At 69.1% G+C, this 25,367-nt stretch carries 24 protein-coding genes; 13 read left to right on the forward strand and 11 right to left on the reverse strand.

Translation table 11 applies throughout. The features are described from left to right. Positions 1–5: 5 nt before the first annotated feature. Positions 6–884, reverse strand: a complete 879-nt coding sequence (locus ABDC25_RS02335) for a phosphoribosylaminoimidazolesuccinocarboxamide synthase (protein ID WP_021199221.1) — start codon at positions 882–884, stop codon at positions 6–8. 90 nt (positions 885–974) lie between these two features. Here ABDC25_RS02335 and ABDC25_RS02340 point away from each other — a divergent pair, with 90 nt between their 5' ends. From ABDC25_RS02340 to ABDC25_RS02365, 6 genes are all read left to right on the forward strand, one after another. Beyond that, a complete protein-coding gene (locus ABDC25_RS02340; RefSeq protein WP_167253683.1) occupies positions 975–1,523 on the forward strand; it encodes a GNAT family N-acetyltransferase in 549 nt (182 codons plus the stop codon). Positions 1,524–1,605: 82 nt separating this feature from the next. Next, on the forward strand, positions 1,606–2,232 hold the full coding sequence (locus tag ABDC25_RS02345; RefSeq protein WP_347124651.1) for a PadR family transcriptional regulator: 627 nt from the start codon (positions 1,606–1,608) through the stop codon (positions 2,230–2,232). After that, positions 2,229–3,800: an MFS transporter gene (locus tag ABDC25_RS02350; RefSeq protein WP_046398902.1), complete on the forward strand. Its 1,572-nt coding sequence runs from the start codon at positions 2,229–2,231 to the stop codon at positions 3,798–3,800. Before ABDC25_RS02345 ends, ABDC25_RS02350 begins: the two co-directional genes overlap by 4 nt. 66 nt (positions 3,801–3,866) lie before the next feature. After that, the gene (locus ABDC25_RS02355) at positions 3,867–4,421 is read left to right on the forward strand and encodes a GNAT family N-acetyltransferase (RefSeq protein ID WP_029266885.1); all 555 of its coding nucleotides are present in this window, start codon (positions 3,867–3,869) and stop codon (positions 4,419–4,421) included. A gap of 54 nt (positions 4,422–4,475) precedes the next feature. Beyond that, positions 4,476–5,954 (forward strand): amino acid ABC transporter substrate-binding protein/permease, encoded by a 1,479-nt coding sequence (locus tag ABDC25_RS02360; protein WP_021199216.1) that lies wholly within the window; start codon positions 4,476–4,478, stop codon positions 5,952–5,954. Continuing rightward, positions 5,951–6,679: an amino acid ABC transporter ATP-binding protein gene (locus tag ABDC25_RS02365; protein WP_029258788.1), complete on the forward strand. Its 729-nt coding sequence runs from the start codon at positions 5,951–5,953 to the stop codon at positions 6,677–6,679. The genes ABDC25_RS02360 and ABDC25_RS02365 overlap by 4 nt, the downstream gene beginning before the upstream one ends. A 155-nt stretch (positions 6,680–6,834) precedes the next feature. Here ABDC25_RS02365 and ABDC25_RS02370 read toward each other — a convergent pair whose 3' ends face one another. The 4 genes from ABDC25_RS02370 to ABDC25_RS02385 all read right to left on the reverse strand — a co-directional run bounded on the left by ABDC25_RS02370 (position 6,835) and on the right by ABDC25_RS02385 (position 10,897). Then, the gene (locus ABDC25_RS02370) at positions 6,835–8,163 is read right to left on the reverse strand and encodes an MFS transporter (protein ID WP_292764873.1); all 1,329 of its coding nucleotides are present in this window, start codon (positions 8,161–8,163) and stop codon (positions 6,835–6,837) included. Then, positions 8,160–8,639, reverse strand: coding sequence for a helix-turn-helix domain-containing protein (locus ABDC25_RS02375; RefSeq protein ID WP_347124655.1), 480 nt, complete (start codon positions 8,637–8,639; stop codon positions 8,160–8,162). The genes ABDC25_RS02370 and ABDC25_RS02375 overlap by 4 nt, the downstream gene beginning before the upstream one ends. A 262-nt stretch (positions 8,640–8,901) precedes the next feature. Next, positions 8,902–10,179, reverse strand: coding sequence for a phosphoribosylamine--glycine ligase (gene purD / locus ABDC25_RS02380; RefSeq protein ID WP_347124657.1), 1,278 nt, complete (start codon positions 10,177–10,179; stop codon positions 8,902–8,904). Between the two features lie 43 nt (positions 10,180–10,222). Continuing rightward, positions 10,223–10,897: a CoA pyrophosphatase gene (locus tag ABDC25_RS02385; RefSeq protein WP_081859751.1), complete on the reverse strand. Its 675-nt coding sequence runs from the start codon at positions 10,895–10,897 to the stop codon at positions 10,223–10,225. Between the two features lie 49 nt (positions 10,898–10,946). Here ABDC25_RS02385 and ABDC25_RS02390 point away from each other — a divergent pair, with 49 nt between their 5' ends. Further along, complete coding sequence (locus ABDC25_RS02390) at positions 10,947–11,315, forward strand: sterol carrier family protein (RefSeq protein ID WP_021199210.1); 369 nt, start codon at positions 10,947–10,949, stop codon at positions 11,313–11,315. A gap of 68 nt (positions 11,316–11,383) precedes the next feature. On the opposite strand, the gene ABDC25_RS02395 is transcribed toward ABDC25_RS02390, so the two are convergent. Next, on the reverse strand, positions 11,384–11,752 hold the full coding sequence (locus ABDC25_RS02395) for a VOC family protein (RefSeq protein WP_021199198.1): 369 nt from the start codon (positions 11,750–11,752) through the stop codon (positions 11,384–11,386). A 63-nt stretch (positions 11,753–11,815) separates the two neighbouring features. Between ABDC25_RS02395 and ABDC25_RS02400 the strand changes: the two genes are divergently transcribed. Further along, positions 11,816–12,265 (forward strand): MarR family transcriptional regulator, encoded by a 450-nt coding sequence (locus ABDC25_RS02400; protein ID WP_347124660.1) that lies wholly within the window; start codon positions 11,816–11,818, stop codon positions 12,263–12,265. A gap of 11 nt (positions 12,266–12,276) precedes the next feature. On the opposite strand, the gene ABDC25_RS02405 is transcribed toward ABDC25_RS02400, so the two are convergent. The 3 genes from ABDC25_RS02405 to ABDC25_RS02415 are packed head-to-tail and all read right to left on the reverse strand — an operon-like array spanning position 12,277 to position 15,223. Continuing rightward, on the reverse strand, positions 12,277–13,050 hold the full coding sequence (locus ABDC25_RS02405; RefSeq protein WP_347124662.1) for a heme ABC transporter ATP-binding protein: 774 nt from the start codon (positions 13,048–13,050) through the stop codon (positions 12,277–12,279). After that, entirely contained in the window at positions 13,047–14,120 is a 1,074-nt protein-coding gene (locus tag ABDC25_RS02410) for an iron ABC transporter permease (protein ID WP_347124664.1), read from the reverse strand. The genes ABDC25_RS02405 and ABDC25_RS02410 overlap by 4 nt, the downstream gene beginning before the upstream one ends. Next, on the reverse strand, positions 14,117–15,223 hold the full coding sequence (locus ABDC25_RS02415; protein ID WP_347124666.1) for an ABC transporter substrate-binding protein: 1,107 nt from the start codon (positions 15,221–15,223) through the stop codon (positions 14,117–14,119). Before ABDC25_RS02415 ends, ABDC25_RS02410 begins: the two co-directional genes overlap by 4 nt. Positions 15,224–15,386: 163 nt before the next feature. Between ABDC25_RS02415 and ABDC25_RS02420 the strand changes: the two genes are divergently transcribed. Together ABDC25_RS02420 and ABDC25_RS02425 are read left to right on the forward strand one after the other, a co-directional pair. Then, the gene (locus tag ABDC25_RS02420; protein ID WP_347124668.1) at positions 15,387–19,586 is read left to right on the forward strand and encodes an HtaA domain-containing protein; all 4,200 of its coding nucleotides are present in this window, start codon (positions 15,387–15,389) and stop codon (positions 19,584–19,586) included. Between the two features lie 105 nt (positions 19,587–19,691). Further along, positions 19,692–20,006: a hypothetical protein gene (locus ABDC25_RS02425; protein ID WP_021199192.1), complete on the forward strand. Its 315-nt coding sequence runs from the start codon at positions 19,692–19,694 to the stop codon at positions 20,004–20,006. Positions 20,007–20,150: 144 nt separating this feature from the next. On the opposite strand, the gene ABDC25_RS02430 is transcribed toward ABDC25_RS02425, so the two are convergent. Next, on the reverse strand, positions 20,151–20,756 hold the full coding sequence (locus tag ABDC25_RS02430) for a hypothetical protein (protein WP_021199191.1): 606 nt from the start codon (positions 20,754–20,756) through the stop codon (positions 20,151–20,153). Between the two features lie 86 nt (positions 20,757–20,842). Here ABDC25_RS02430 and purM point away from each other — a divergent pair, with 86 nt between their 5' ends. Genes purM through ABDC25_RS02445 form a run of 3 tightly spaced genes read left to right on the forward strand, consistent with a single transcriptional unit; the run spans position 20,843 to position 24,777 of the window. Further along, entirely contained in the window at positions 20,843–21,973 is a 1,131-nt protein-coding gene (purM, locus tag ABDC25_RS02435) for a phosphoribosylformylglycinamidine cyclo-ligase (protein WP_347124671.1), read from the forward strand. A gap of 6 nt (positions 21,974–21,979) precedes the next feature. Next, a complete protein-coding gene (gene purF / locus ABDC25_RS02440) occupies positions 21,980–23,452 on the forward strand; it encodes an amidophosphoribosyltransferase (protein WP_021199189.1) in 1,473 nt (490 codons plus the stop codon). Beyond that, positions 23,449–24,777: an MFS transporter gene (locus tag ABDC25_RS02445; protein WP_021199188.1), complete on the forward strand. Its 1,329-nt coding sequence runs from the start codon at positions 23,449–23,451 to the stop codon at positions 24,775–24,777. Before purF ends, ABDC25_RS02445 begins: the two co-directional genes overlap by 4 nt. Positions 24,778–24,803: 26 nt before the next feature. Here the strand turns inward: ABDC25_RS02445 and ABDC25_RS02450 are convergent, their stop codons facing one another. Further along, positions 24,804–25,364, reverse strand: a complete 561-nt coding sequence (locus ABDC25_RS02450; protein WP_347124673.1) for a hypothetical protein — start codon at positions 25,362–25,364, stop codon at positions 24,804–24,806. Between the last annotated feature and the right edge of the window lie 3 nt (positions 25,365–25,367).

A 25,367-nucleotide genomic window follows, 5' to 3' on the forward strand; every position in this document is an offset into this window, starting at 1 on the left:
GCGAGTCAGGCGCCGAGGCGCTCGATCAGCTCGCGGTAGCGGTCGGCGGTGCGCGCGACCACGTCGTCCGGAAGCAGCGGCGGCTCGCCCTGCTGGTCCCAGTTCGCGGCCAGCCAGTCGCGCACGATCTGCTTGTCGAAGCTGGCCATGCGCGCGCTCGGCGTCGTGCCGGTGCGCCAGGCCTCGGCGTCCCAGTACCGGGAGGAGTCGCTCGTGAGCACCTCGTCGGCCAGGCGCAGGGTGCCGTCGGCATCCGTCCCGAACTCGAACTTGGTGTCGGCGAGGATCAGGCCCTTCTCCTCAGCGATGGCGGCCGCAGCCGTGTAGATCGCCAGGGAGGTGTCGCGTAGTTCGGCCGCCCGCTCGGCGCCGACGAGCTCGACGGCGCGCTCGAACGTGATGTTCTCGTCGTGCTCGCCCATCGGCGCCTTGTACGCCGGGGTGAACAGCGGCTCGGGCAGCCGATCGCCGTTCTGCAGGCCGGCCGGGAGCGGAATGCCGCACACGGTGCCGCTCTCCTGGTACTCGACCCAGCCGGAACCGGTGATGTAGCCGCGCACGACGCACTCGATCGGCAGCATCTCGAGCGACTGCGCGAGCATGGCGCGATCGGCGACGGCCTCGGGCAGCTCGCCCGCGGCGATGTGGTTGGGGAAGTCGGAGAGCTGGGCGAACCACCAGCGGCTCAGCTGTGTCAGCAGGGCGCCCTTGTCGGTGATGCCGGGGGAGAGCACGAAGTCGAAGGCGCTCACGCGGTCGGAGGCCACGACGAGGATGCGGGTGTCCGCCGGGTCTTCCGAGGCATACAGGTCGCGGACCTTGCCCGAGTAGATGTGCCGCCAGCCGGGAATGCTCTGTGCCGTGCCTTCTGAAGGTGTGCTCACCCGCCTATTATCCCGGTTCCGTGCGACCGCGATCGCCCGCGTCCGTGGGTCGCGCCGACGGGTGTCGGAGCCGGTGTCTAGCGTGGAGGCGTGGCTGACGACATCTTCACCGACCGGCTCCGTCTGTCGCGGGCGGTGGCCGCCGACCTCGATGCGATCTTCGCGATCCAGAATGATCCGCGGGTGTGGACGCACTTCCCGAGCCTTCGACACACCGACCCTGCCGCGACTCTCGACATGATGAGGCGTTGGGACCGCAGCTGGGAGCAGGCGGGACTCGGATCATGGGTGGCACGTCTGCGCGACACGGGCGAGATCATCGGGAACGGCGGCTGCACGCTGCTTCGCGGCGAGGTGTGGAACGTCGGCTACCGCATCGCGGCCGACCAGCACGGGCACGGGTATGCGACCGAGCTGGCGCGCGCCGGGATCGAGCAGGCGCGGCTCATCGACCCCGATCGCCCGGTCATCGCCTATCTCGTGGAGCACAACCGCGCGTCGGCGCACGTCGCGGAGAAGCTGGGCCTCCACCTCGTACATCGCGCGCCGGATGTCGGCAACCCCGATCCTGCGGTGATGCGGCTCGTCTACGCGGACCGACCCCTCACCGCGACGCAGCTCGCGGCCGCTCTGGGCTGATCAGCTGAGGGACCGCGGATGTCGGTCTTGTCGGTGTCCGTTGGGGGGCGTATAGTCCACATGGACTATTTGAGGTGGGGACATGAAGAAGGATGCCGTCGACCGACTCACCCCCATGGGGGTGATGGTGCTCGCGCTGCTGCGCGAGGGCGACATGCACCCCTACGAGATGGTGCGGCTCATGCGGGCCCGCCACGATGATCGCCTGATCACGATCACCAACGGGACGCTCTACCACACGGTGTCCCGGCTGCATCGTGCCGGGCTGATCGATGAGCTCGGCATCGACCGCGAGGGCAATCGTCCGGAGCGCACGACCTACTCCCTGACGGATGCCGGACGTGACGCGGTCGTCACGTGGGTGCGGCGCGAGCTGCCCCGCATCGACCGACCCGCCGACTTCCGCATCGCGCTCGCCGAGGCCCACAACCTTGAGAGGCCGGAGGTAATCGACCTCCTGCAGGCGCGGCGGGTGGCGCTCGTCGGCGATCACGCGCGGCACCGCGACGGCCTGCGGACGGCCAGGGAGAAGAGCGTGCCCGAGCAGGTGCTCGTCGAGATCGAGCGTCAGGAGGCACTGCTGGACGCCGAGCTGCGCTGGCTCGACACCCTCCTGGACCGCCTCCAGACCGAAGTCCTGCCGTGGGGTCCCACGGCATTCCAGAACTCAGACCGCTACCGCGCTCAGCGAAAGGCCGCACAGCAATGACAGATACCCCTCGCGACGGAGACCGCCCCCCGGTGTCCGCGCCCTCGACCTCCGGTCCGTCGACCGGCACCTATTCCGTGGGGCACAAGCCCACGAGCCCCTGGCCCGCCCTCTGGGCGCTGGTCATCGGCTTCTTCATGATCCTCGTCGACACCACGATCGTGTCGGTCGCGAACCCGGCCATCAAGGCGGCGCTCGACCCGAACACGAACAATCTCGACAACGTCGTGTGGGTCACAAGCGCCTACCTGCTCGCCTATGCGGTGCCGCTGCTGATCACCGGACGCCTCGGTGACCGATTCGGCCCGAAGAACATCTACCTGATCGGCCTCGCGGTCTTCACCCTCGCGTCGCTGTGGTGCGGACTGTCGACCACACTCGAGGGCCTGATCGTCGCCCGCGCGGTGCAGGGTCTCGGAGCGGCGTTCATGACACCGCAGACCATGGCCGTGATCACCCGCACCTTCCCGCCCGAGCGCCGCGGCGCCGCGATGGGTCTCTGGGGGGCGACCGCTGGTGTCGCGACTCTCGTCGGCCCCCTCGTGGGCGGTCTGCTCGTCGACGGCTTCGGCTGGGAGTGGATCTTCTTCGTGAACATCCCGGTCGGTATCGTCGCCTTCGTGCTCGCCTGGCGTCTGGTGCCCAAGCTCGCGACGCATCCGCACCGGTTCGACATCGTGGGTGTGGTGCTGAGCGCCGTGGCGCTGTTCCTCATCGTGTTCGGACTCCAGGAGGGCGAGAAGTACGACTGGGGTGTGATCTGGGGGCCGATCTCGGTATGGAGCCTGATCATCGTCGGCCTCGTGGTGCTCGGGCTGTTCATCTTCCAGCAGGCCAAGACCCGCAGCGAGCCGCTGGTGCCGCTCGACCTGTTCCGCGACCGCAACTTCTCGGGCGCGAACGTGGCGATCGCCGCCGTCGGCTTCACGGTGACGAGCATGTCGCTGCCGATGATGTTCTTCCTGCAGACCGCACGCGGACTCACGCCCACCGAAGCGGCACTGCTCCTGATCCCGATGGCGGTGCTCTCGGGGGTGCTCGCCCCGGCCGCGGGGAAGCTCCTCGACCGGGTCGATCCGCGCATCATCCTCATCCCCGGCCTGCTCTGCGTCGCCGGAGCGCTGGTCTGGTACTCGGCACTGATCAACATGGACACCCCGATCTGGATGTTCCTGCTTCCCTCTGCGCTGATGGGCATCGGCAACGCCGGCATGTGGGGTCCGCTCGCCACCACGGCGACGCGCAAGCTGCCGCCGCGTCAGGCGGGGGCGGGCGCCGGCATCTACAACACGACCAGGACCATCGGGTCGGTGATCGGCTCGGCATCCATCGCCGCGTTCATGCAGTCGCGTCTCGAGGCGAACCTCCCGGGCCTCGCCGACGCCCCGGCGGGCATCTCGACCGGCGGATCGCTGCCGCCCCAGGTGGCCGAAGGGTTTGCGGCGGGGATGTCGCAGTCGATCCTGCTGCCGGCGTGCGTCATGGCGGTCGCCCTGATCGCCTCGCTGTTCCTCGGTCGTTACGACAAAACGGAGGCGGCGGCACCCGCGGCCGTGCGGGCCGAGTAGTCGAACCCGGGAAGGGGTCGTGTCCGTCGGTTTGCGGACACGGCCCCTTTCTGGTGTCATCGGGCGATGACGATCGCACTCTCTCGACCGACCACCGACCTCTTCGAATCCTGGGCCGCCGCAGTGGGCGAGTTCGAGGGCGGACACGTCGACGGGGGCGGTCTCGAGAAGGGTTTCGTGCCCGACCGGGCCGCTTTCGAGGAGTTCGTCGAGCGCGCAGAGCTGTACGCCACACCCGGTGCGGTTCTCCCGGAGGGCCACGTGCCCTGCGATTACTACTGGATCACCGAGGGGGACCAGGTGGTCGGCTTCCTCTCCTTCCGCCGCGAGCTCAACGACTACCTGCGTCGCTTCGGTGGCCACATCGGCTATTCGGTGATCCCTTCCCGTCGCCGCGAAGGGATCGTGCGCGAGGCGATGCGGCAGATTCTCCGCCAGGCGAAGGTGGAGGGGTACGAACGCGTGATGCTCACCTGCGATGACGACAACATCGGGTCCATCCGCACCATCGAGGGCGCCGGTGGCGAGCTCGAAGACGTGATCGATGCGCCGGAGGCCGGGCGGCCCCGCGTGCGGCGGTACTGGATCGATATTTCGGGGACCCGACTCGCCGCGAGCTAGGGTAGATCCTCGGCGGTCGTCCGGTCGCTGCTGTCGACCCGAGGAGCACACGTCGTGATCCGAAATCCATCCGCCGCGGCGGGCCGCCTGCGCCGATCGATGCGCACCGCCGGTGCGGCCGCGCTCGTCGCCTTCGTCGCCGTCGGAGCGCTCCTCGCCGGAGCCGCCCCCGCCACCGCCGCGAGCGACGGCGACAAGTACGTCATCGGCACCGACACGACCTTCGCGCCGTTCGAGTTCACCGACAAGGACGGCAACCTCGTCGGCATCGACATGGACCTGCTCCGCGCGATCGCGAAGGATCAGGGCTTCGAGGTCGAGATCCGCCAGCTCGGATTCGACGCCGCGGTGCAGGCGCTGCAGTCGAACCAGGTCGATGCGGTCATGGCCGGCATGTCGATCACCGAGGAGCGACAGAAGACCTTCGACTTCAGTGAGCCCTACTTCACCAGCGGCATCCAGCTGGGCGTTCTCGAGTCGAGCGACATCCAGTCGCTCGACGACCTCGACGGCAAGGCCGTGGCCGTGAAGACCGGCACGCAGGGGCAGACCTTCGCCGACGAGAACAAGGACGAGTACGGCTTCAAGGTCACCCCGTACCAGGACACGACCGACATGGTCGACGCTGTGAAGGCCGGCCAGGCGGTCGGCTACTTCGAGGACTTCCCGGTGCTGGCCTACGGCATCCAGCAGGGTTCCGGCTTCCGCCTGATCGGTGAGCCCGAGCTCGGCGGCGAGTACGGCTTCGCGGTGAACAAGGGGCAGAACCCCGAACTGATCGAGATGTTCAACGCCGGACTCGCGAACCTCAAGTCTTCGGGCGAGTACGACAAGATCGTCGACACGTACCTGGCGGGCGGCGAGGAATCGTCGCAGCCGACCGACATCATCTCGGTCGCGGTGCAGTACTGGCCCGCGCTCATGGAAGGCCTGTGGCTGACGATCCTCGCGACGATCGTCGCCATCGTGGCCGCCTTCATCCTCGGGCTCATCTTCGGCTTCGGCCGGGTCTCGAAGTTCGCACCGTTCCGCTGGATCGCGACGGCCTACGTCTATGTGTTCCGCGGGACGCCGATCCTCATCCAGGCGTTCTTCGTGTTCTTCGCGATCCCGCAGCTGTTCCCTGGCCTCACGTTCAACCCGTTCGTCGCCGGAGCGATCACGCTCTCGCTCAACACGGGCGCGTACATGACCGAGATCATCCGCGGAGGCATCCAGGCGGTCGATCCCGGACAGAACGAGGCCTCGCGCTCGCTGGGTCTCGGCCACTGGAAGACCATGCAGAAGGTCGTGCTCCCGCAGGCGTTCCGCATCATGATCCCGTCGTTCGTCAACCAGGGCATCATCACGCTGAAGGACACCTCGCTGATCAGTGTGATCGGCCTGGCGGAACTGACGTTCGTCTCTCGCCAGATCATCGCCTCGACGTACCTGTCGGCACAGGTGCTGACGATCGTCGCCATCATCTACTTCGTCGTGATCACGCTGCTGACGCTGCTCGCGAACCGCCTGGAGAGGACGTTCAACGCATGAGCAAGATCGTGGTGCAGGACCTGCACAAGTCGTTCGGAGACAACGAGGTGCTCAAGGGCATCAACCTCTCGGTGGAAGACGGCGAGGTCGTCGCGGTCATCGGTCCGTCGGGGTCGGGCAAGTCCACGCTGCTGCGCTGCCTCAACAAGCTCGAGGAGCCCACGTCGGGGCACGTCATCATCGACGGCGTCGACCTGACCGACAAGAGCGTGAAGCTCGACGAGGTGCGCCAGCGCATCGGCATGGTGTTCCAGCACTTCAACCTGTTCCCGCACATGACGGTGCTCGAGAACATCACCCTCGCGCCGGTCGAGTGCGGGAAGATGACGAAGGCCGAGGCCCGCGAGCGGGCGCTGTCGCTTCTGGAGCGGGTCGGTCTCTCGGAGAAGGCCGACGCGAAGCCCGCATCCCTGTCCGGTGGTCAGAAGCAGCGCGTCGCGATCGCGCGTGCGCTCGCGATGGACCCCGAGATCATGCTGTTCGATGAGGCCACGAGCGCGCTCGATCCCGAGATGGTCGGTGAGGTGCTGCAGGTCATCCGCGACCTGGCCTCCGGCGGCATGACCATGGTGCTGGTGACGCACGAGATGGGCTTCGCGCGCGAGGTCTCCGGCCGCACGGTCTTCATGGACGGCGGTGTCGTGGTCGAGGAGGCACCGCCCGCCGAGCTCTTCGGCTCGCCCAAGAACGAACGCCTGAAGGACTTCCTCTCCAAGGTGCTCTGAGCGCGGCGCACATCCGCGTCGCGCACATCCGCGTCGACTTCCCGTGTACTCGCCGAGTGCACGGGAAGTTTGCGTTCAGAAGCCGTGCATTCGGCAGCTTCCCGTGCACTCGGGTGCGGTGCGGTGCGGTGCGGTGCGGTGCGGGATTGGGTGAGCTACTCGCGAACGGATACGGGGTGGCGGCGGATGGTCGCGCTGACGAGGGCGGCGACCGCGCACAGTCCGGCGGCGGCGAACCAGGCGAACGTGTACTGGCCAGTGTGGTCGCGCACGATCCCGGCGAGGACCGAGGCGATGCCGGCGCCGATCTGGTGGGCCGCGAACACCCAGCCGAACACGAGCGGGCCCTTGTCTCCGAAGACCTCACGGCAGAGCGCGATCGTCGGTGGCACGGTCGCGACCCAGTCGAGCCCGTAGATCACGATGAACACGATGATGCTGGGTTGCACTTCGGCCGAGAGCAGGCTCGGCAGGAACAGCAGGCTCACTCCGCGCAGCGCGTAGTAGGCGGCGAGCAGGATGCGCGGGTTCACCCGGTCGGTGAGCCAGCCGGAGAACACGGTGCCGACGATGTCGAAGACGCCCACCACGGCCAGCAGCCCGGCCGCGGTCGTCGTCGCCATCCCATGGTCGTGCGCGCTCGGGATGAAGTGCGTGCCGATCAGTCCGTTGGTCGTCGCTCCGCAGATCGCGAAGCCGATCGCCAGTGCCCAGAAGGTCTTGGTGCGAGCGGCCTCCCTCAGGGTGGAGATCGCGAGTTTCGCCGCACCCCACGCCGTGCCCCGAGGAGCCGCCGTGCCCCGCGGAACGGGATCCGCCGCCATGACGGGCGTGGTCTCGCCGTACCGGGCGACCCCGAGGTCGCTCGGTCTGTTGCGCAGGAAGATCCAGACGAGGGGCGCGACGGCGAGGGCGCCGCCTGCGATGATGAGCGACGCCCCGCGCCATCCGACGTCTTCTGCGGCAGCCGCGATCACGGGGAGGAAGATCAGCTGCCCGGTCGCACTGCCGGCGGTGAGCACGCCGGAGACGAGCCCGCGCCGGGTCGCGAACCAGGTGTCGGTGATGGTCGCGGCGAACACCAGGGCCATCGATCCGGTGCCGAGCCCGATCAGCACACCCCAGGTCAGGATGAGCTGGCCGGGAGTCGCCACGAAGACGCTCAGCGCCGCGCCCGCTCCGATGACGAAGAGTGCGACCACCGTGACCGCGCGGATGCCGAAGCGCTGCATGAGGGCGGCCGCGAACGGGGCGATGAGGCCGTACAGCAGCAGGTTGATCGAGACCGCGAGCGAGAGCTCCGCCGTGCTCCATCCGAACTCCTCCTCGAGCGGCACCATGAGCACACCGGGCGCGGCGCGGAACCCGGCGGCGCCGATGAGCGCGATGAGGGCCACCAGGGCCACGGTCCAGGCAGGGTGGAAGCGGCGCTGCCGTCCGGTCAGGGGTTCTTCGATCGGACCGTCGAGCGATTCGGCGGTCATGCCGCGTCTCCGGCGAGAAGGGCGAAGGGCTCCCCGCCCATGCTGCGCCGTGCCCACCGGGTGCTGCCGGCGTCGAGCGGTGCCGCGCAGGTCGCGCACCAGTTGACGGAGTCCGAGACATCGCCGCAGCGGCCGCAGCTCACGGTCAGTCCCCACGGCCCGTCGGGGTCGGTGATGCGAGCGAACCGCGCGTAGGCGTGCAGGATCGGAAGCGTCTCGCGTCCGGCGGTCGTGAGTCGATAGCCGCTGCGCGCATCGTCGGGGTCTTCGCGGGCGATGAGGTCGGCCTCGCCCATCGCGGTCAGGCGACGGGAGAGCACCGAGTCGGCGGCGCCGGTGGCGTCACGAAGCTGATCGAAACGCGTGCGGCCGGAGAAGAGCTCGCGCAGGATGAGCAGCACCCAGGGGTCGGCGAGCACGTCGGCGGTGCGGGCGATGGGGCAGGTCGCAGAGGACCAGTCGGAGCGGAGCGGCATCCGCTAACTTTCTTGAAGAAAGTCCCCCGTGTCAATCGCGGATCCGCACGTTGGCAGGATTCCTGCCCGCATTCGCCCGAATTCGCGCGACCGCACCTCACGTACCCCCGCTCGTGGTGCTCCCGAGTGCACGGGAACTCGCCGAGCGAACGGGGTATCCGCGTCGGGAAGCCGTGCACTCGTCGAGACCCCGTGCGCTCGGCGGAGGGGGCACACAGAGGGGGCGGGACGGGCCGGCGGGGCAGGGGCGGGGCGCGGAGGGCTACTCGGCGACGCGAGCGGCGATGTCGGTGCGGTAGTGGGAGCCGTCGAGATGAATGCGGGCGATCGCCTCGTACGCGCGGTCGCGCGCGGTGCGGAAGTCGGAAGCCACCGCCACCACGTTCAGTACACGGCCTCCCGTCGCGATGAGCGATCCGCCGGGAGCATCCGGGCTCGCGGTCGCGGCGTGCACGATGCGGACGCCCTCGACGGCCGCGGCTTCCGCGAGGCCCTCGATCGGGCGGCCGGTCTGCGGTGCCTCGGGGTATCCCTCGCTGGCCAGCACGACCGTGATGGCGACATCGTCGCTGAACACGGGATCCGGCTGGTCCTCGAGGGTTCCCGAGGCCGCGGCGAACAGCAGGTCCGACAGTGGGGTGACCAGTCGCGGCAGCACGATCTGCGTCTCCGGATCTCCGAAGCGCGCGTTGAACTCGATCACGCGCACGCCGGCGGGAGTGAGGATCAGGCCCGCGTAGAGGAGTCCGATGAACGGCGTGCCCTCTGCGTCGAGCTGGCGCACCACGGGAAGTGCCACGTCGCGCGTGACCTCGTCGACGAAGGCCTGCTCGCTGCCGAACTGCTCGGTGAGCCAGGGCAGCGGCGAGTAGGCGCCCATGCCACCGGTGTTGGGGCCGGCGTCGCCGTCGAGTGCGCGCTTGAAGTCTTGGGCGGGGCTGAGCGCGCGCACGGTGTCGCCGTCGCTCAGGAAGAACAGGGAGACCTCGGGGCCGGACAGGAACTCCTCGATCAGCACCGGGCCGGCGGGAAGATACTGCTCGGCGTGCGCGAGCGCCTCGGCGCGGTTGGACGTGACGATGACGCCCTTGCCCGCAGCCAGACCGTCGGCCTTCACGACGTAGGGAGCGCCGAGATCGTCGAACGCGTTCTCGACCTCTGCCGTGGTGGCGGCGCGCACGGCACGGCCGGTGGGCACGCCGGCGGCATCCATGACCCGCTTCGCGAACGACTTCGAGCCCTCCAGCTGCGCTGCGGCCTTGCCCGGTCCGAACACCGGGATGCCGCGGACGCGCAGGGCATCCGCGACTCCGGCGACGAGCGGAGCTTCGGGGCCCACCACGACGAGGTCGATCGCGTGCTCGTGCGCGAACGCGGTGACTGCGCCGCCGTCGAGCGGATCGAGCGAGACGGGGCTCGCATCCAGTGCCATGCCGGCGTTGCCGGGAGCCACGAAGATCTCGTGCTCCGTCTGCTCGGCCCGCAGGGCGAGGATGATCGCGTGCTCACGGGCACCGGAACCGAGGACGAGAATCTTCACCCGTCCAGACTACCGAGGGTCGCGCTCCGGGTTTCGGTGGGGCTCAGAGGTCGACGGTCCGTTCGACGGCAGCATCCCAGGTCACGGTCCAGCCGGCCGCGTCGAAGAGCGCATCGAGCACCATCGCGGTGAAGCCCCAGACGATCGTGCCGTCGACGTCGAACGCCGGGCCCCGGAACGTGTGCCCCATGCGGGTGATCGTCGAGGTGAACCGGGTCTCGGGGGCGAGCAGTTGCGCGACGGGAACCCGGAACACCTCGACCGTCTCGGCGTGATCGACCGCCACGACCCGCGACGGCGACTGCCACCATGCCAGGACGGGCGTGACGAGATGGTTGCTCGCGGCGAGCGGGATCTCCGGCAGCGTGGCCAGGATCTCGACTCCCGCCGGATCGAGCCCGGTCTCCTCCTCGGCTTCGCGCAGCGCCGTGGCGACGACGTCGGCATCGTCCGGCTCCACGCGTCCACCGGGGAATGAGACCTGACCGGGGTGGGACGAGAGGGTGGGCGCGCGTCGCTGCAGCAGCACGTCGAGGTCACGGGCGACGGCCGCGTCGGTCGTGGGGGCGGGGATGCGATCGAGCACGCCGAACAGGATGAGCACAGCCGCGTCGTGCGCGCTCTGCGGGTCGGCGAGTGGCGGGATCCGCACGCCCCACGAATGGTCGGCGACTGCCGCGAGCAGCTCGGCGCGGGCGCCCTGGGGATGCATGCTCATGCGTCCGAGCATAGGACTCGTGGCGCGCGGTCGGTCGTAGTCTGGAGAGATGGCCAGGAAGATCGACATCGTCGACGGACGCGCGGCTCTCGATGCCGTCCGCTCCGCGGATGCCTCGGGCGTGAAGCCGCAGCGCACCGATCTCGCCACCGCCGTGCGCTATCTGCTGCAGCTGCTCGACGAGAAGGCGCCGGGCAACAGCGTGGAAGTGCGAGTGCCTCCCTTCGGTGCGGTGCAGGTCATCCAGGGTCCTCGACACACCCGTGGCACGCCGCCGAACGTGGTGGAGATGGATGCGGCGACCTGGATCGCCGTGTCCACCGGCACGGAGCGATGGGCGGATGCCGCAGACGGCGGACGCATCCACGCTTCGGGCACGCGCGCCGACTTGAGCGACGTGCTGCCGGTGCGTCCCTAGCGCAGCCCCACCGGACCTCGCGAGGGGATGAGGCTCCGGGCTTGGCGTCAGCCCCGCTGGATGGCGTGTCAGGCGCGGTCGTGGAGGGTGATCCGGTAGCCGTCGGGGTCGGCGAACGTGAAGGTGCGGCCGAACGGTCCATCGATCGGGTCCGCGACGATGGTGTGGCCATCGGCGAGGAGTGCATCGTGGATGGACTGGACATCAGTGGCGTGAAGCCAGATCGCGGTGCCGATGCCGGGCTGGGCGACACCGGTCAGGTCGGTGCCCGGGGCGATGTCCCGGAGGGCGAACGCGATCGGAGCCGTCTCGAAGACGACGGCGTGAGGCGGTCCTGCCGGGGAGCGGACGAGGCCGAGGTACTGCTCGTAGAACGCCTGCGAGGCGTCGAGGTCGCGTGCCTGAAGGGAGATGAAGTCGGGGCCGGTGACGGGCATGAGGCAAGTCCTTCCATTTGTGTCAGTTTTCTGACACAGATCAGCGTATGTCAGAATACTGACATGAGTCAAGACCGCGATGGGATCGACCTCGACACCTCACTGGGCTACCTGCTGAAAGAAGCGTCCAGCGCCCTGCGTGCCGCGATGGAAGAGGTGCTGCGCCCGCTCGGGATGACCATCACCCACTACTCCTGCCTCGAACTGCTCTCTCAGCGACCCGGCTTGTCGAACTCCGCGCTCGCGCGCGGCGCATTCGTCACGCGGCAGTCGATGAACGTGCTGCTGCAGGCGCTGGAGCGGGACGGGTTCGTGACCAGGCCGGCGGAGGCCCCGGTCGGCAAGGCTCTCCCCGCCCGCCTCACCGACCGCGGTCGTGAGAGTCTCGCGAAGGCGACTGCCGCCGTCCGCTCGGTGGAGGTCCGGATGCTGTCCGGGATGACCGAGGACGAGCAGGCGGGAGCGCTGAAGATCCTCCGGAGCATGATCCGCTCGCTGCGGGAGGAGTCCTAGCCCCGGGCGGATCAGCGTTGCGCGACCACCATTGGAACCCCGGTCACCGGGTGCGGGAACACGTCGACCGCCTGGCCATAGACCTGCTCGATCCGCTCGGCGGTCAGTACCTCGGCCGGAGTGCCCGTCGCCGCGACCCTGCCCTCGGCGAGCAGCGTGACGCGGTCGGCATGCGCGAGGGCGGCATTGAGGTCGTGCAGCACGATGGCGACCGCGATCCCGGCATCCGCGCGTCCGCGGATCAGCCGCATGACGTCTTCGTGGTGCTTCAGGTCGAGAGCCGCGGTCGGTTCGTCGAGCAGCAGGAGGCCGGTGTGCTGGGCGAGCACGCGGGCGAGGGCGACCCTGGCGCGCTCGCCGCCGGACAGCGACGGCACCGCGCGGGCCCGGAGTGCCGTGACCTCGGTCTGCGCCATCGCTGCGGACACCAGCTCGTCGTCGTCCTCGGCCGCCGGGGTGCGTGCCCAGGGCGTCCGCCCCATGCGCACGACCTGCTCAGTGCTGAACGGGAACGTGACGGTGTTCTCCTGCAGCAGCACGGCCCGCTGCTGGGCGAGCGTGCGCGGCTTGACGCGCTCGATCGGCTGGCCGTCGAGCTCGACCGCGCCGGCCTGTGCTGTGACATCTCCGGCGAGCACTCCGAACAGGGTGGATTTGCCCGCCCCGTTCGGCCCGACGAGAGCGTGGACCTCTCCGGAGCGGATCGCGATGGACGCGTCGTCGAGGATCGTCCGCCCTTCGCCGACGCGCACGGTGAGTCCCGACCCGCGGAGCCTGACGGTCATGCCCACCCTCCCGAGCGACGACGGGTGCGCACGAGAAGCCACAGGAAGAACGGGCCGCCCACGAGCGAGGTGATCATGCCGATGGGCAGATCGGCGAGCGGCACGGCCGTGCGGGCCACGAGGTCGGCGACCGCGATGAGCAGTGCGCCGCCGAGCGCCGAGGCGATCACGAGCGGCACGTGGGCGGGGCCGATCATCATCCGCATCAGGTGTGGCACGACGAGACCGGCGAATCCGATGATCCCGGCGAAGGCGACCGCCGCGCACACCAGCAGCGCGACCGTCACGATCACCACGATCCGCAGCAGCTCGACATTGACGCCGAGGTGTCGCGCGGTGCGCTCGCCGAGCGCGAAGAGATCCAGGCGCGGTGCGACGATCAGCGCGACCGCCACGCCGATCAGCACGAGCGGCGCGACGAGCTGGATGTTCGACCACAGCGCGCCGTTCAGCGAACCGAGCTGCCAGAACACGATCTGCTCGCGGGTCGATGTGGTGCCGAGGAACGTGAAGAAGGCCATGCCGGCGCCGGCAATCGCGTTGATGGCGATACCGGTGAGCAGGAGCGTCACGACTTCGGTGCGCCCTCCGGAGCGGCTGATGAAGTACACCGAGAACACCGCTATCAGGCCGCCGAGGAACGCGAAGGCAGGCGTGGTCCACATGCCGAAGGTCGCGAGCCCGAACGTGATGCTCGCTGCGGCGCCGAGCGCTGCGCCCGAGGAGACGCCGACCACACCGGCGTCCGCGAGCGGGTTGCCGAAGATCGCCTGCATGAGCACTCCCGAGACCGCGAGGGCGGCGCCGACGAGGAGGCCGAGCACGATGCGGGGCATGCGCAGGGTGAAGATCACGCCGTAGTCGGTGGAAGCCGACGGAGCCCACGCGGTGTCGACCCCGACGCCGCGCAGGAGCACGCCGATGAGGGAGGCGGGGGAGAGGTCGTACTGCCCGCTCGTGATCGACACGATGCACGTGATCGCGAGCGCGATCACCAGGCCCACCGTCACCAGGGTGAAGCGCAGGCCCCGGTGCCTCGTCGGAGTCGGGGTGACGACCTCCCCGGTCACTTCGCGGGCTCGGGGGCGTACAGGGCGCGGGCCAGAGCGCCGATCACGTCGGCGGTGCGCGGACCGAAGCTCAGGATCTCGCTGTCGGCCATGTCGATCACGCGACGGTTCGCACCGGCGGGGGTCTGCGCCACGGCGGGGATCCGCTCGATCAGCCCGTCGATGCCGCCCACGGATTCGAGCCCGTCGGTCATCATCACCAGCACGTCGGGCTGCGCGGCGACGAGGGCCTCGGCGGTCATCGGCTTCATGCCCTCCCACCCGATCTCGGCCGCCACATCGACCCCGCCCACCGCGTCGATCAGCGAGTCGGCTCCGGAGTCCTCTCCGAAGATGTAGTAGACGTTCGCGCTGCCGCGGACGTAGAGGAACAGCATCCGGGCGCGATCGGCTTCGTCGGCGGGAACGATCTCGGCGATCTCCGCGAGCGTCTCGTCGACCGAGGCGTCCAGTCGATCGATGAGCGCTTCCCCGCGGCGAGGCATGCCGAGCGCGGTGGCGATCTCGGTCACGAGTGCGTCGGTGGTGTCGAGCCGACGGTCGCTGGAGATCACGACGACGGCGATGCCCGCGTCGCGCAACTGCTGACGCACCTCCTTCGGGCCGATCGTGGTGTCGGTGAGGACGACGGTCGGGGCCAGCTCGAGGATCGCCTCGGCGTTGAGCGTGTGGCCGGTCTTGGTCACGACGGGAAGGTCTTCGGTGCCGGCGAAGACGGTGGAGGCGTCGCGACCGACGACCTGATCGCCGAGCCCGAGTGCGAACACGGTCGACGCGATCGTGCCCGAGATGTCGATCGGGAGGATCCGGTCGATATCGGTGATCTCGATCTCGTGGCCTTCGCTGTCGGTCACCGTCACAGGCAGCGTCGGAGCGCTGTCGTCGTCGACGGGCGCGATCGCGTGGGTCGAGAGGCAGGCGGTGGATGGGCCGGTGTGCGCGCGGACGTCGTCGATCAGATCGAGTGCGGCGAGCGGGAGGGATGCCTGGGGGCAGTCGTCGTCGGCGACGGCGGCCGGTGCGGCCGTGCCTCCCGGCTCGGTGCAGGCCGTGAGCCCGACGGCCAACGCGGCGACGAGGAGAAGGGCGGAAGCGCGACGCATTAGGCAAGGCTATCCTAAAACTTGACGCGCGCTGATTCCCCCCTCTACGCTCAGGGTCGGCGGCTTACTTAGCTGAGCCTAACCAAAATTTAACCCTCGCCCGACTGCATTGCGGCACCGCCGGCGCGCGTGTGCTTCTGCGCGCCCGGAGCCATGGAGAACCGTGAACGCCACAGCCACAGCATCCCCCGGGAGCGCACGCATACGCGTGCTGCTCGCCGCTTTCGTCTCCTTCCTCCTCATCGCCGCCGGCGCCGTGATCGTGCCACCCGCGCACGCCGCCGGTGCGATGGTCACTGCCACGGTCGCCTCCGCAGGCGCCTCCGGAGTGAGTGTGCAGGTGCAGGCGAGCGGTCTCCCCGAAGTCGAGGGCGCATACGCGGCGCTCATCGTGAAGGGGACGGAGGCGGGCCTCTCCGGTGGTGGCGGGTACGCCGCCTTCGTGATGCCGACCGTCGCCGGAGGGGCGAGCACGTTCACGCTCGACGCACCGGCCGGCTCGCTGGACCGCACGAAGACCTATGAGGTTCTCGTCTGGCAGAAGCACTCGAACCCGAACGAGACCACGATTTACGGCCGCGGCGACGTCGGCATCTCGGCCGGGCAGTGGGACGCGGTGTTCGGTGCCGCCCCCACCGATCCGGGAACCGACCCCGGAACCGATCCGGGGACCGATCCTGGCACGGATCCGGGGACCGATCCTGGCACGGATCCGGGGACCGATCCCGGTACGGATCCGGGGACCGATCCCGGTACGGAACCGGGCGAGACCCCGAAGTCGGCGACGATCGAGGTGTTCCTCGCCGACGGCACGACTCCGGCCGCCGGTGTGGCGCTCAAAGCCGGCGACAAGGTCGTCGTGAAGGGCTCGGGTTACGACCCGGCGGCGAACCTCGGGACCGAGGGCCGTGGTGTGCCGATCCCGAAGCACCTTCCGCAGGGCACATACGTGGTGTTCGGCAATTTCGCTTCGGCATGGCAGCCCTCGACGGGTGCGGTATCTTCGAGCCGTTCCGTCGGTGCGCAGACGTGGGCTCTGGCCGAGGGCGTGCTGAACCAGGTTCCCGCGCAGTACCAGAGCGCGATCCGCGCGCAGTGGGTCGACATCGCGGCCGACGGCACGTTCCAGGCGACCGTGACCCTGAAGGATGCCGCGGCGACGCCGGGGTCTTACGGGATCTACACGTATGCGGCCGGTGGCGTGATCAACGCCGACCAGGAGCGCAGTGTCGCCCTGAACTACACCGAGACTCCGACGGTCTCCACAGCCGTGAAGACGGCGACGGCGACGAACGGTCTGACCGTCACGGCCTCCGGGACCAAGCTCGGAGCGATCCCGGGTGCGTACGTCGCGTTGATCGAGAAGGGCACCGAGGCGAACGTCACCGGCAGCGGCGGGTTCCTGGCGATGCAGTACGTGCGCCCGATCTCCGGCGGCGCCTTCACGGTGGACCTGACCGCCGCCGCCGACAAGCTCGACCGCACGAAGTCCTACGAGGTCATCGCGTGGAAGCAGCACTCGAACCCCGATGCGAGCACGATCTATGCACGCTCGACCATCGCCGTCACCGACGCACAGTGGGAGAGCCTGCAGCCGGCTCCGGTCTCGGCGGCGATCGAGGTGTTCCTCGCCGACGGCACGACTCCGGCCGCAGGTGTGGCTCTCAAAGCCGGTGACAAGGTCGTCGTGAAGGGCTCGGGCTATGACCCGACCGCGAATGTCGGTGGACGCGGGATGCCGATCCCCCAGCACCTTCCGCAGGGCACCTACGTGGTCTTCGGCAACTTCGGCTCGACATGGCAGCCTTCGACGGGTGCGGCATCGTCGACCCGATCGGTGGGCGCGCAGGCCTGGGCTCTGGCCGAGGGGGTGCTGAACCAGGTTCCCGAGCAGTACCAGAGCGCGATCCGTGCGCAGTGGGTCGACATCGCCGCCGACGGCACGTTCCAGGCGACGCTGACGCTGAAGGACGCCGCGGCGGCCCCCGGTTCCTATGGGATCTACACGTATGCCGCCGGTGGCGTGGTCAACGCCGACCAGGAGCGCAGCGTCGCCCTGAACTACGGCGACACCTCGGTCATCACCTCCACGGTGAAGTCGGCGAGCATGAAGGACGGCCTGACCATCACCGCTGCGGCTTCGAAGCTCGGTGCGATCACCGGTGCCTACGTCGCTGTGATCGAGAAGGGCGCCGAAGGGAGCGTCACCGCAGGCGGCGGGTTCGTCGCGATGCAGTACGTGCAGAAGGTCACGGGCGGCGCGTTCACGGTGGACCTGACGGCCGCGGCCGACAAGCTCGACCGCACGAAGGCGTATGAGGTGATCGTCTGGAAGCAGCACTCGATGCCCGATGCGAACACGATCTACGCTCGCGGCGCCATCACAGTCAGTGACGAGCAGTGGGACGCGCTCTTCCCGGCGGGGCCGACTGTGGGCACGACGGTCAAGGTTGCGACCGCGAAGGACGGCCTGACCGTCGCAGCAGCGGCCACCAATCTCGGCGAGATCCCTGGAGCCTATGTCGCCCTGATCGAAGCCGGCACCGAGGGCAACGTGAGTGCCGATGGTGGGTTCCTCGCGATGCAGTACGTGCAGAAGGTCACGTTCGGCGCCTTCGCGGTCGATCTCACGACCGCGGCGAAGAACCTCGACCGCACGAAGTCGTATGAGGTCATCGTGTGGAAGCAGCATTCGATGCCCGACGCGAGCACGATCTACGCCCGCTCGACCGTGACGATCACCCCGCAGCAGTGGGACGACCTGTTCGGTGTGACGGTGCCGGAGAAGCCCGTCACCCCGACGACTCCGCCCACGAACGTCCCTGGCGGATCACTCCGCTGGGCGATCTCGTCGTCGTTCACGAACTACATCACGGGTGACATCGCGAAGGGCTCCATCGCGGTCTCCGACGGCGCGACCCGTTCGGGCGGGCAGTTCCAGTTCGGTCAGACCGTCGGCGGCGACTTCGACGTGAACACCGGCCTCGGCAGCGTCGTCTATCGCGGCTCGGTGCGCTTCACCGGTCACCAGGGCGTGCTCGATGTGACCGTGTCGAACCCGCAGATCCGCATCACCTCGGCATCGGCGGCGACGCTGTACGTCACGAGCGGCGGCGCACAGGTGCCGTTCGCGACGCTCGATCTCTCCAACGCGGCGCGCATCGCGGCCAACGGTGCCGTGACCTACACGGCGGCGCCCGCGGCGCTGACGGATGCCGGTCGAGACCGCGTGCTCGCCGGCTACGGCACCGCGCTGAACCCGGTGACATTCACGATCGGCTCCGTCGCGGCGGCGCCGGCCGGTTCGAGCGGAACGGTTGCCGCCGCTGTCGTGAAGCCGAAGACCACCCTCCCTGCTGCCCCGCCGGCGACCGAGGGCATCCAGGCAGACGACGAGAACCTCGCAGCCCTCGGAGCGGGCCAGCCGGCCACGGTGTCGGCATCCGGGTTCCGCGCGAACGAGCAGGGCATCAAGGTCGTCGTGTACTCGACGCCCGTGCTGCTCGAGACGGTGACGGCCGACGCGAACGGCGTCGCGACCTGGTCGGGTTCGCTGCCGGCAAGCCTCGAGGACGGCGAGCACACCCTCACGTTCCAGGGCTCGGTGAACCGCGGTCTCGTGTTCACCCTGAACAGGGCGAACACCACGATCGGTGTGTGCACGGTCGAGGGCGCAACTCTCAAGTGGGGATACAAGGAGTCGTTCCGCACCTACATCGAGGGCATCGCGAAGGGCGGGTGGACGCTGACCGACGTGGCCTACCAGTACCCCGACTACGTGTGGGAGAACGGCACCGGATCGTTCGACGACAAGACCCTCGCGGGCCTCGTGACCTACGGCGGCAGCATCACCTTCACGGGTCACGACGGTGCGCTCAACACGACGCTCGGGAATGCGGCCGTCGAGCTCGCTGGGGACAAGGGCTACCTGGTCTTCGACGTGACCGGTACGACGCAGGGCGGCGAGAGCATCGACCAGAAGGGCGTTCGCCTCGCGGAGTTCGCGCTCGGCGACGCGGCGGTCGTCGACGGCGTGCTGACGCTCGACGCAGTCCCGACCACGCTGACCGAGGCCGGAGCATCCGCATTCGGCACCTACGCCGCAGGCGAGCAGCTCGACCCGGTCACCGCCGTGATCCCGGTGGGCGCGGCCTGCGGCGTCGCGGAGGAGAAGCCCGCCTCCGACTCCGAGGCCACCGCCGCGGTGACCACCGCGACCGAGCCCGCGGCATCAGACGGCGCCCCCGTGTGGCCGTGGATCGTGGGCGGCCTGATCGTCGTCGCCCTCGCGGCGACCGGTGGTGTGCTCATCGCCCGCCGCAACCGCACGGAAGAGACCGCGCAGACGACGACCGAGGTCTAGTCGAGACGCGATACGGACGGCCCTCCCCGCAGCGGACGCGGGGAGGGCCGTCCTTCCGCGACGCCCCGGGTACGCGACACGCGTCGGCGGTGGGACAATGGATGCATGGCCCCCACCGATTCCCACCAGACCGTCGAAGCGACCGTGCGCCGTGTGCCGCGGTACGGCGTGCTCATGGGCATCGGCGTCGTGGTCGGCGTGATCGCCGCCGGCATCCTCACCTGGACCGGCAGCTTCGACGAGTCGCAGGCCCTCGACGTCGTCTACCCGCCCGGTCAGGTGTTCGGCTTCCTGCTGCTGTGGACGGTGCCGATCGGCATCGCGCTCGGCGGCGTCACCGGTCTGATCCTGGAGCGCATCGCCCGCCGTCACGACCGCGTCGTCCGGGTCGACCGCGAAACCGTCGTCGACGAGGACTGACCCCTTCACCTACCGCCGAGTGCACGGCGTACCGCCGAGTGCACGGCGTATCGCCGAGTGCACGGCTTCTTTGCGCAGCTATCCCGTGCACTCGCAAGCAATCCGTGCACTCGCGGGGACGGTGGATCCCGGAAGCTGCGGGGGCTAGGCCAGCTCGGCGATCACCGGACGGATCGCGGCGTCGAACGCCACGACGTCGCGGCGCAGACCGTCGGTCACCGCCACCGTGAGCGCCCCGATCCACCAGATGCCGCGCTGCGAGAACGGCAGCACCTGCACGTTGAGCTCGAACGAGTGCGCGCGTCGGCCGACTTCGCGCTCGAACTCCGCGATCGCACTCGCATAGGCGCGGTATGCGTCGCCTCCGGTGTGGCTCTTCATCGAACTCACGTAGCGGTCGTGCGCGGCGCGCGCGTAGAGCAGAGCCGACGTCGCCTGCGGGGCGATGGCCGCTGTGAGCTCCTCCGCACCGTGGGCGGGCAGGGCGACCAGGGTGTCGAACCCGTCGATGAGCTCGAGTGGCACGTCGGAAGGATGCGCGCGCGGCTCGACCGTCATGTCCCAGTAGTCGCGCCACTGGGCCTCGATCGTGGGGGAGGCGTCGACGGCATCCGGCGCGCGGACGGCGAGTTCGCGGAGGCTCGGCAGGTCCTCCGGAACCCGGATGCCGAGGCGCTGCCGCAGTGCGAGCGCGACGAGCACGGGTACGCTCGCGTCTTCGCGGATGAGCCACTGCGGCTTGTCGGCCATGGCCCCATCGTAGGCGGCTCGGGGCTCCGGATCCGAGGTCCGACTTCGCGGAGAGTCGGACCGGCCGCGGGCGGTAGGCTGGAGACGTGGCTGCCTCCCCCACCAATCCCTATTCCGAAGCCGGCGTCGACACCGCTGCAGGTGATCTCGCCGTCGAGCTGATGAAGTCTTCCGTGCGCGCGACGCACGGTCCCGAAGTGCTCGGCGGTGTCGGCGGTTTCGCCGGCCTGTTCGATGCCAGCGCGCTGCGCGACTTCCGTCGCCCGCTGCTCGCGACCAGCACCGACGGCGTCGGCACGAAGGTCGCGATCGCGCAGGCGATCGACAAGCACGACACGATCGGGCAGGACCTGGTCGGCATGGTCGTCGACGACATCGTCGTGGTGGGCGCCAAGCCGCTCTTCATGACCGACTACATCGCGTGCGGCAAGGTCGTCCCGGAGCGGATCGCCGACATCGTCCGCGGCATCGCCCAGGCGTGCTCGGCCACCGGCACCGCGCTGGTCGGCGGAGAGACCGCGGAGCACCCGGGCCTGCTCGGCCCCCGCGACTACGACGTGGCGGGAGCCGCGACCGGAGTGGTCGAGGCCGATGCGATCCTCGGCGCGGAACTCGTGCAGGACGGCGACACGGTGATCGCGGTCGCCTCCAGCGGACTGCACTCCAACGGCTACTCCCTGGTTCGTCACATCGTGACCCGCGCGGGCATCGGCTACGGCGACAACGCCGCCGACTTCGGCACGACCTGGGGTGAAGCGCTCCTCGAGCCGACACGCCTCTACACGCTGCCGCTGCTTCGTCTGATCGAGCAGCTCGGCGGCTCCACGGGAACCGGCGGCGTGCACGCCCTCAGCCACGTCACCGGCGGAGGCATCGCGGCGAACCTCGCGCGCGTGCTCCCGCAGGGCAGTTGGGTCGAGGTCGACCGCAGCAGCTGGTCGCCGAGCCCGGTCTTCCGCGTGCTCAGCGATATCGCCGGGTCCACGCTGGAGTCGGCGGAGGGCACCTGGAACCTCGGCATCGGCTTCCTCGCCGTGGTCGCCGCGGAGAAGAAGGATGCCGCGATCGCGGCGCTGAACGCCGAGGGCATGCCCTCGTGGCAGGTCGGGACCGTCGGCTTCGGGCCGCGTCCGACCGGTGAATTCGAACAGGGCGCCAAGGGCGTCGACGGTGGAGCAGTGCGCCTGGTCGGCGCCTACGCGGACGGAGCGAAGTAAGAGCCCATGTGCGGCATCGTCGGAATGGTGGGCTCTGCCCCGGTCAATCAGGACATCTACGACGCACTCCTGCTGCTGCAGCACCGCGGCCAGGATGCGACGGGAATCGCCACCGCCGAGGCGAACGGCGTGATGCACAACGCCAAGGCGCAGGGGATGGTCCGCGAGGCGTTCCGCACCCGCGACATGCGAGCCCTGCTCGGCAACGTGGGTCTCGGCCACGTGCGCTACGCCACCAAGGGCACGGCCTCGAACGAAGAGGAGATGCAGCCGTTCTACGTGAACGCGCCGTACGGCATCATCCTCATCCACAACGGGAACCTCACCAACACGCGTGAGCTCACGGCCGACATGGCCAAGCGCGATCGCCGCCACCTCAACTCCTCCAGCGACACCGAGCTGCTGCTCAACGTGCTCGCCGGCGAGCTGCAGAACACGACCTCGACCGTCGACCTCGACCCCGAGCGGGTGTTCGAGGCCGTGGCGCGCACGCACGAGCGCATCGAAGGCGCCTACGCCGTGATCGCCGTCATCGCCGGCTACGGACTGCTCGCCTTCCGTGACCCGTTCGGCATCCGTCCGCTGATCCTGGGTCGTCGTCCCTCGACCGTCCCCGGCGCCGAGGGCAAGGACGAGTGGGTCGTCGCGAGCGAGTCGCTCGTGCTCGAGAACGGCGACTACGACGTCGTGCGCGAGGTCGAGCCCGGCGAGGCGATCTTCATCACCAACGACGGAGAGCTGTTCTCGAAGCAGTGCGCCACGGCCGCCACTCTCGCACCGTGCGCCTTCGAGTACGTCTACCTCGCCCGTCCCGACTCCGTCATGAACGGCATCTCGGTGTACGAGTCGCGTCTGCGCATGGGCGATCGGCTCGCCGACACGATCGCCAAGCACGTGCCGATGGACAAGATCGACGTGGTCATGCCGATCCCCGACTCGTCGCGCCCTGCGGCGATGGAGGTCGCCCGCAAGCTCGGCATCGAGTACCGCGAGGGCTTCTACAAGAACCGCTACGTCGGCCGCACCTTCATCATGCCGGGACAGGCGGTGCGCAAGAAGAGCGTGCGCCAGAAGCTCAACGCCATGTCGACCGAGTTCCAGGGCAAGAACGTGCTCCTGATCGACGACTCGATCGTGCGGGGCACCACCTCCAAGGAGATCATCCAGATGGCGCGCGATGCCGGCGCCGCCTCGGTGACCTTCGCTTCTGCTGCGCCTCCCGTGCGGCACCCGCACGTGTACGGCATCAACATGCCGTCGCGCCACGAGCTCATCGCGCACGGGCGCACGATCCCCGAGATCGCCGAGGAGCTCGGGTGCGATCACCTGGTCTACCAGGAGGTCGAAGACCTCAAGGCCGCGATCATCGAGGGCTCGGCGCTCACCGATCTCGACATGAGCTGCTTCGACGGCCGGTACGTGACCGGCACCGTCTCGGATGAATACCTGGCCTGGGTGGAGGGGTCACAGACCTCATGACGATGCCGAGTGCGCGACCGCTCTGGCAGGGTCGGGCTCTCGCACTCGTGGGGATCGTCCTGGTGGCGTTCTCGCTGCGCTCGGCGGTCGCCTCCCTGTCTCCGGTCATCGACCACGTCGCCGAGGACTTCCCGGTCTCGCCGGTCGTCGTCGGCCTCATCGGTGCCGCACCGCCGGTCTGCTTCGCGATCTTCGGTCTGCTCACGCCGCTGTTCGAGCGTCGATTCGGCCTGGAGCGGATGGCGGTCGCCGCGATCACGCTCATGGCTCTGGGCCTGCTGCTGCGCGGCCTCGCGTTCGATTCGACGACTCTGCTCGCGGCCACCGCGGTCGTGTTCGCGGGCGTCGGCTCGGGCAACGTGCTCCTCCCGCCGCTGGTGAAGAAGTACTTCCCGGATCGGCTCGGGGTGATGATGACCATCTACTCGACCACGATGGCGGTGTCGACGTTCCTGCCTCCGCTGGTCGCCGTGCCGGTGGCCGACTCTCTCGGCTGGCGGGTGTCGCTGGGGATGTGGGGCATCGTCGCGGGTATCGCGCTGGTGCCCTGGGTGGCACTGCTGCTGAAGAACGGCTCGCGGGCGGTCGAGCCGGTGAATCGCGATCCGGTGAAGAACGAGCTCCTGGCCCCCGACCCGACCGACGGCGTCGACGACGTGCAGGATGCGGTGGCCGTCGCGACCGGTCCGATCTCGACCACCCCTGCGAACCGCCGGTACTTCGCCCGGCTGTGGCGGCTTCCGCTCGCCTGGGCGCTCGCGATCGTCTTCGGGGCGTCGTCGACCATGGCGTACGTCTCGTTCGCATGGATGCCGACCATGCTCGTGGACATCGGTGACGTCACTCCGGCGACCGCGGGCTTCCTGCTCTCCCTCTTCGCGCTGATCGGTCTCCCGTGCTCGCTGCTCGTGCCGATCCTCGTCGTGCGCTTCCAGGCGACGCGCCCGCTCTTCTTCGTCGCGGTCGGCGGAGGGCTGGTGGGACTCGCCGGCTTCCTGTTCGCGCCGACCGTGGCCCTGCCGCTGTGGGTGAGCATCTTCGGCCTCACAGCCATCATGTTCCCTCTGAGTCTGGTGCTGCTCAGCATCCGCGCCCGCACTCCGGAGAGCGCAGTGGCGCTGAGCGGCTTCGTGCAGAGCATCGGCTACGCCATCGCGGCGACTTTCCCCCTGCTGGTCGGACTGCTGCACGAGACGACCGCGGGCTGGCGGATTCCGCTGCTCGTCATCGCGGGTGTGCTGATCGTCGCGATCCCCGCCGGCATCGTCGCGGGGCGGCGGCGCACCGTCGAGGACGAGTGGGAGCACCGGCACGGTCGCTGGTGACACCGTGGGCCGACGCCTGCGCGACGTCACTCGGCCATGCGTTCCCCGGCGGGGGAGAGCACCCACCAGATGCCGCCGACGCCCTGACCGTTGACGTCTCCTGCGGCGGCATCACCGGCGAAGTAGTAAAGCGGCCAGCCGTTGAGGGTCACCTGAGTGGAGCCGTCGGCCGTGGTGATGGTGCCGACTTCGCCGGTCACGCCTTCGACGGCCGGCGCGTCGCTCTCGACGGTCAGCGGCGGCCAGTTCGTCAGGCACTCGCCGGTGCACGAGCTCTTCCCCGAGTCCTGCGTGTCGTTGTCGAACATGTAGAGCGTCTTCCCGTCGGCGTCGACGACGATCTCGCCGAGATCCGAGTCCGCGGTCATCAGAGTGTCTGAGCCGGACGACGATCCCGAGGTGGGGGCGCTCGATCCGGAGGACTGGCCGTAGGCGCCGCCCGTGTCCTGCGCCCCACCGCCGGAGCTTCCGCCGGTCGACGTGCAGCCGGCGACGACGAACGTCATGAGCAGCGCGGCGACGGCCGCGGTCTTCGAGACTCTCGAGAGCATGGTGAACCTCCTGTGCAGGACCGCGGGTGCGGTCATGGG

Origin of the sequence: Microbacterium sp. SY138 (assembly GCF_039729145.1) — a bacterium.
Classification (GTDB): domain Bacteria; phylum Actinomycetota; class Actinomycetes; order Actinomycetales; family Microbacteriaceae; genus Microbacterium; species Microbacterium maritypicum_A.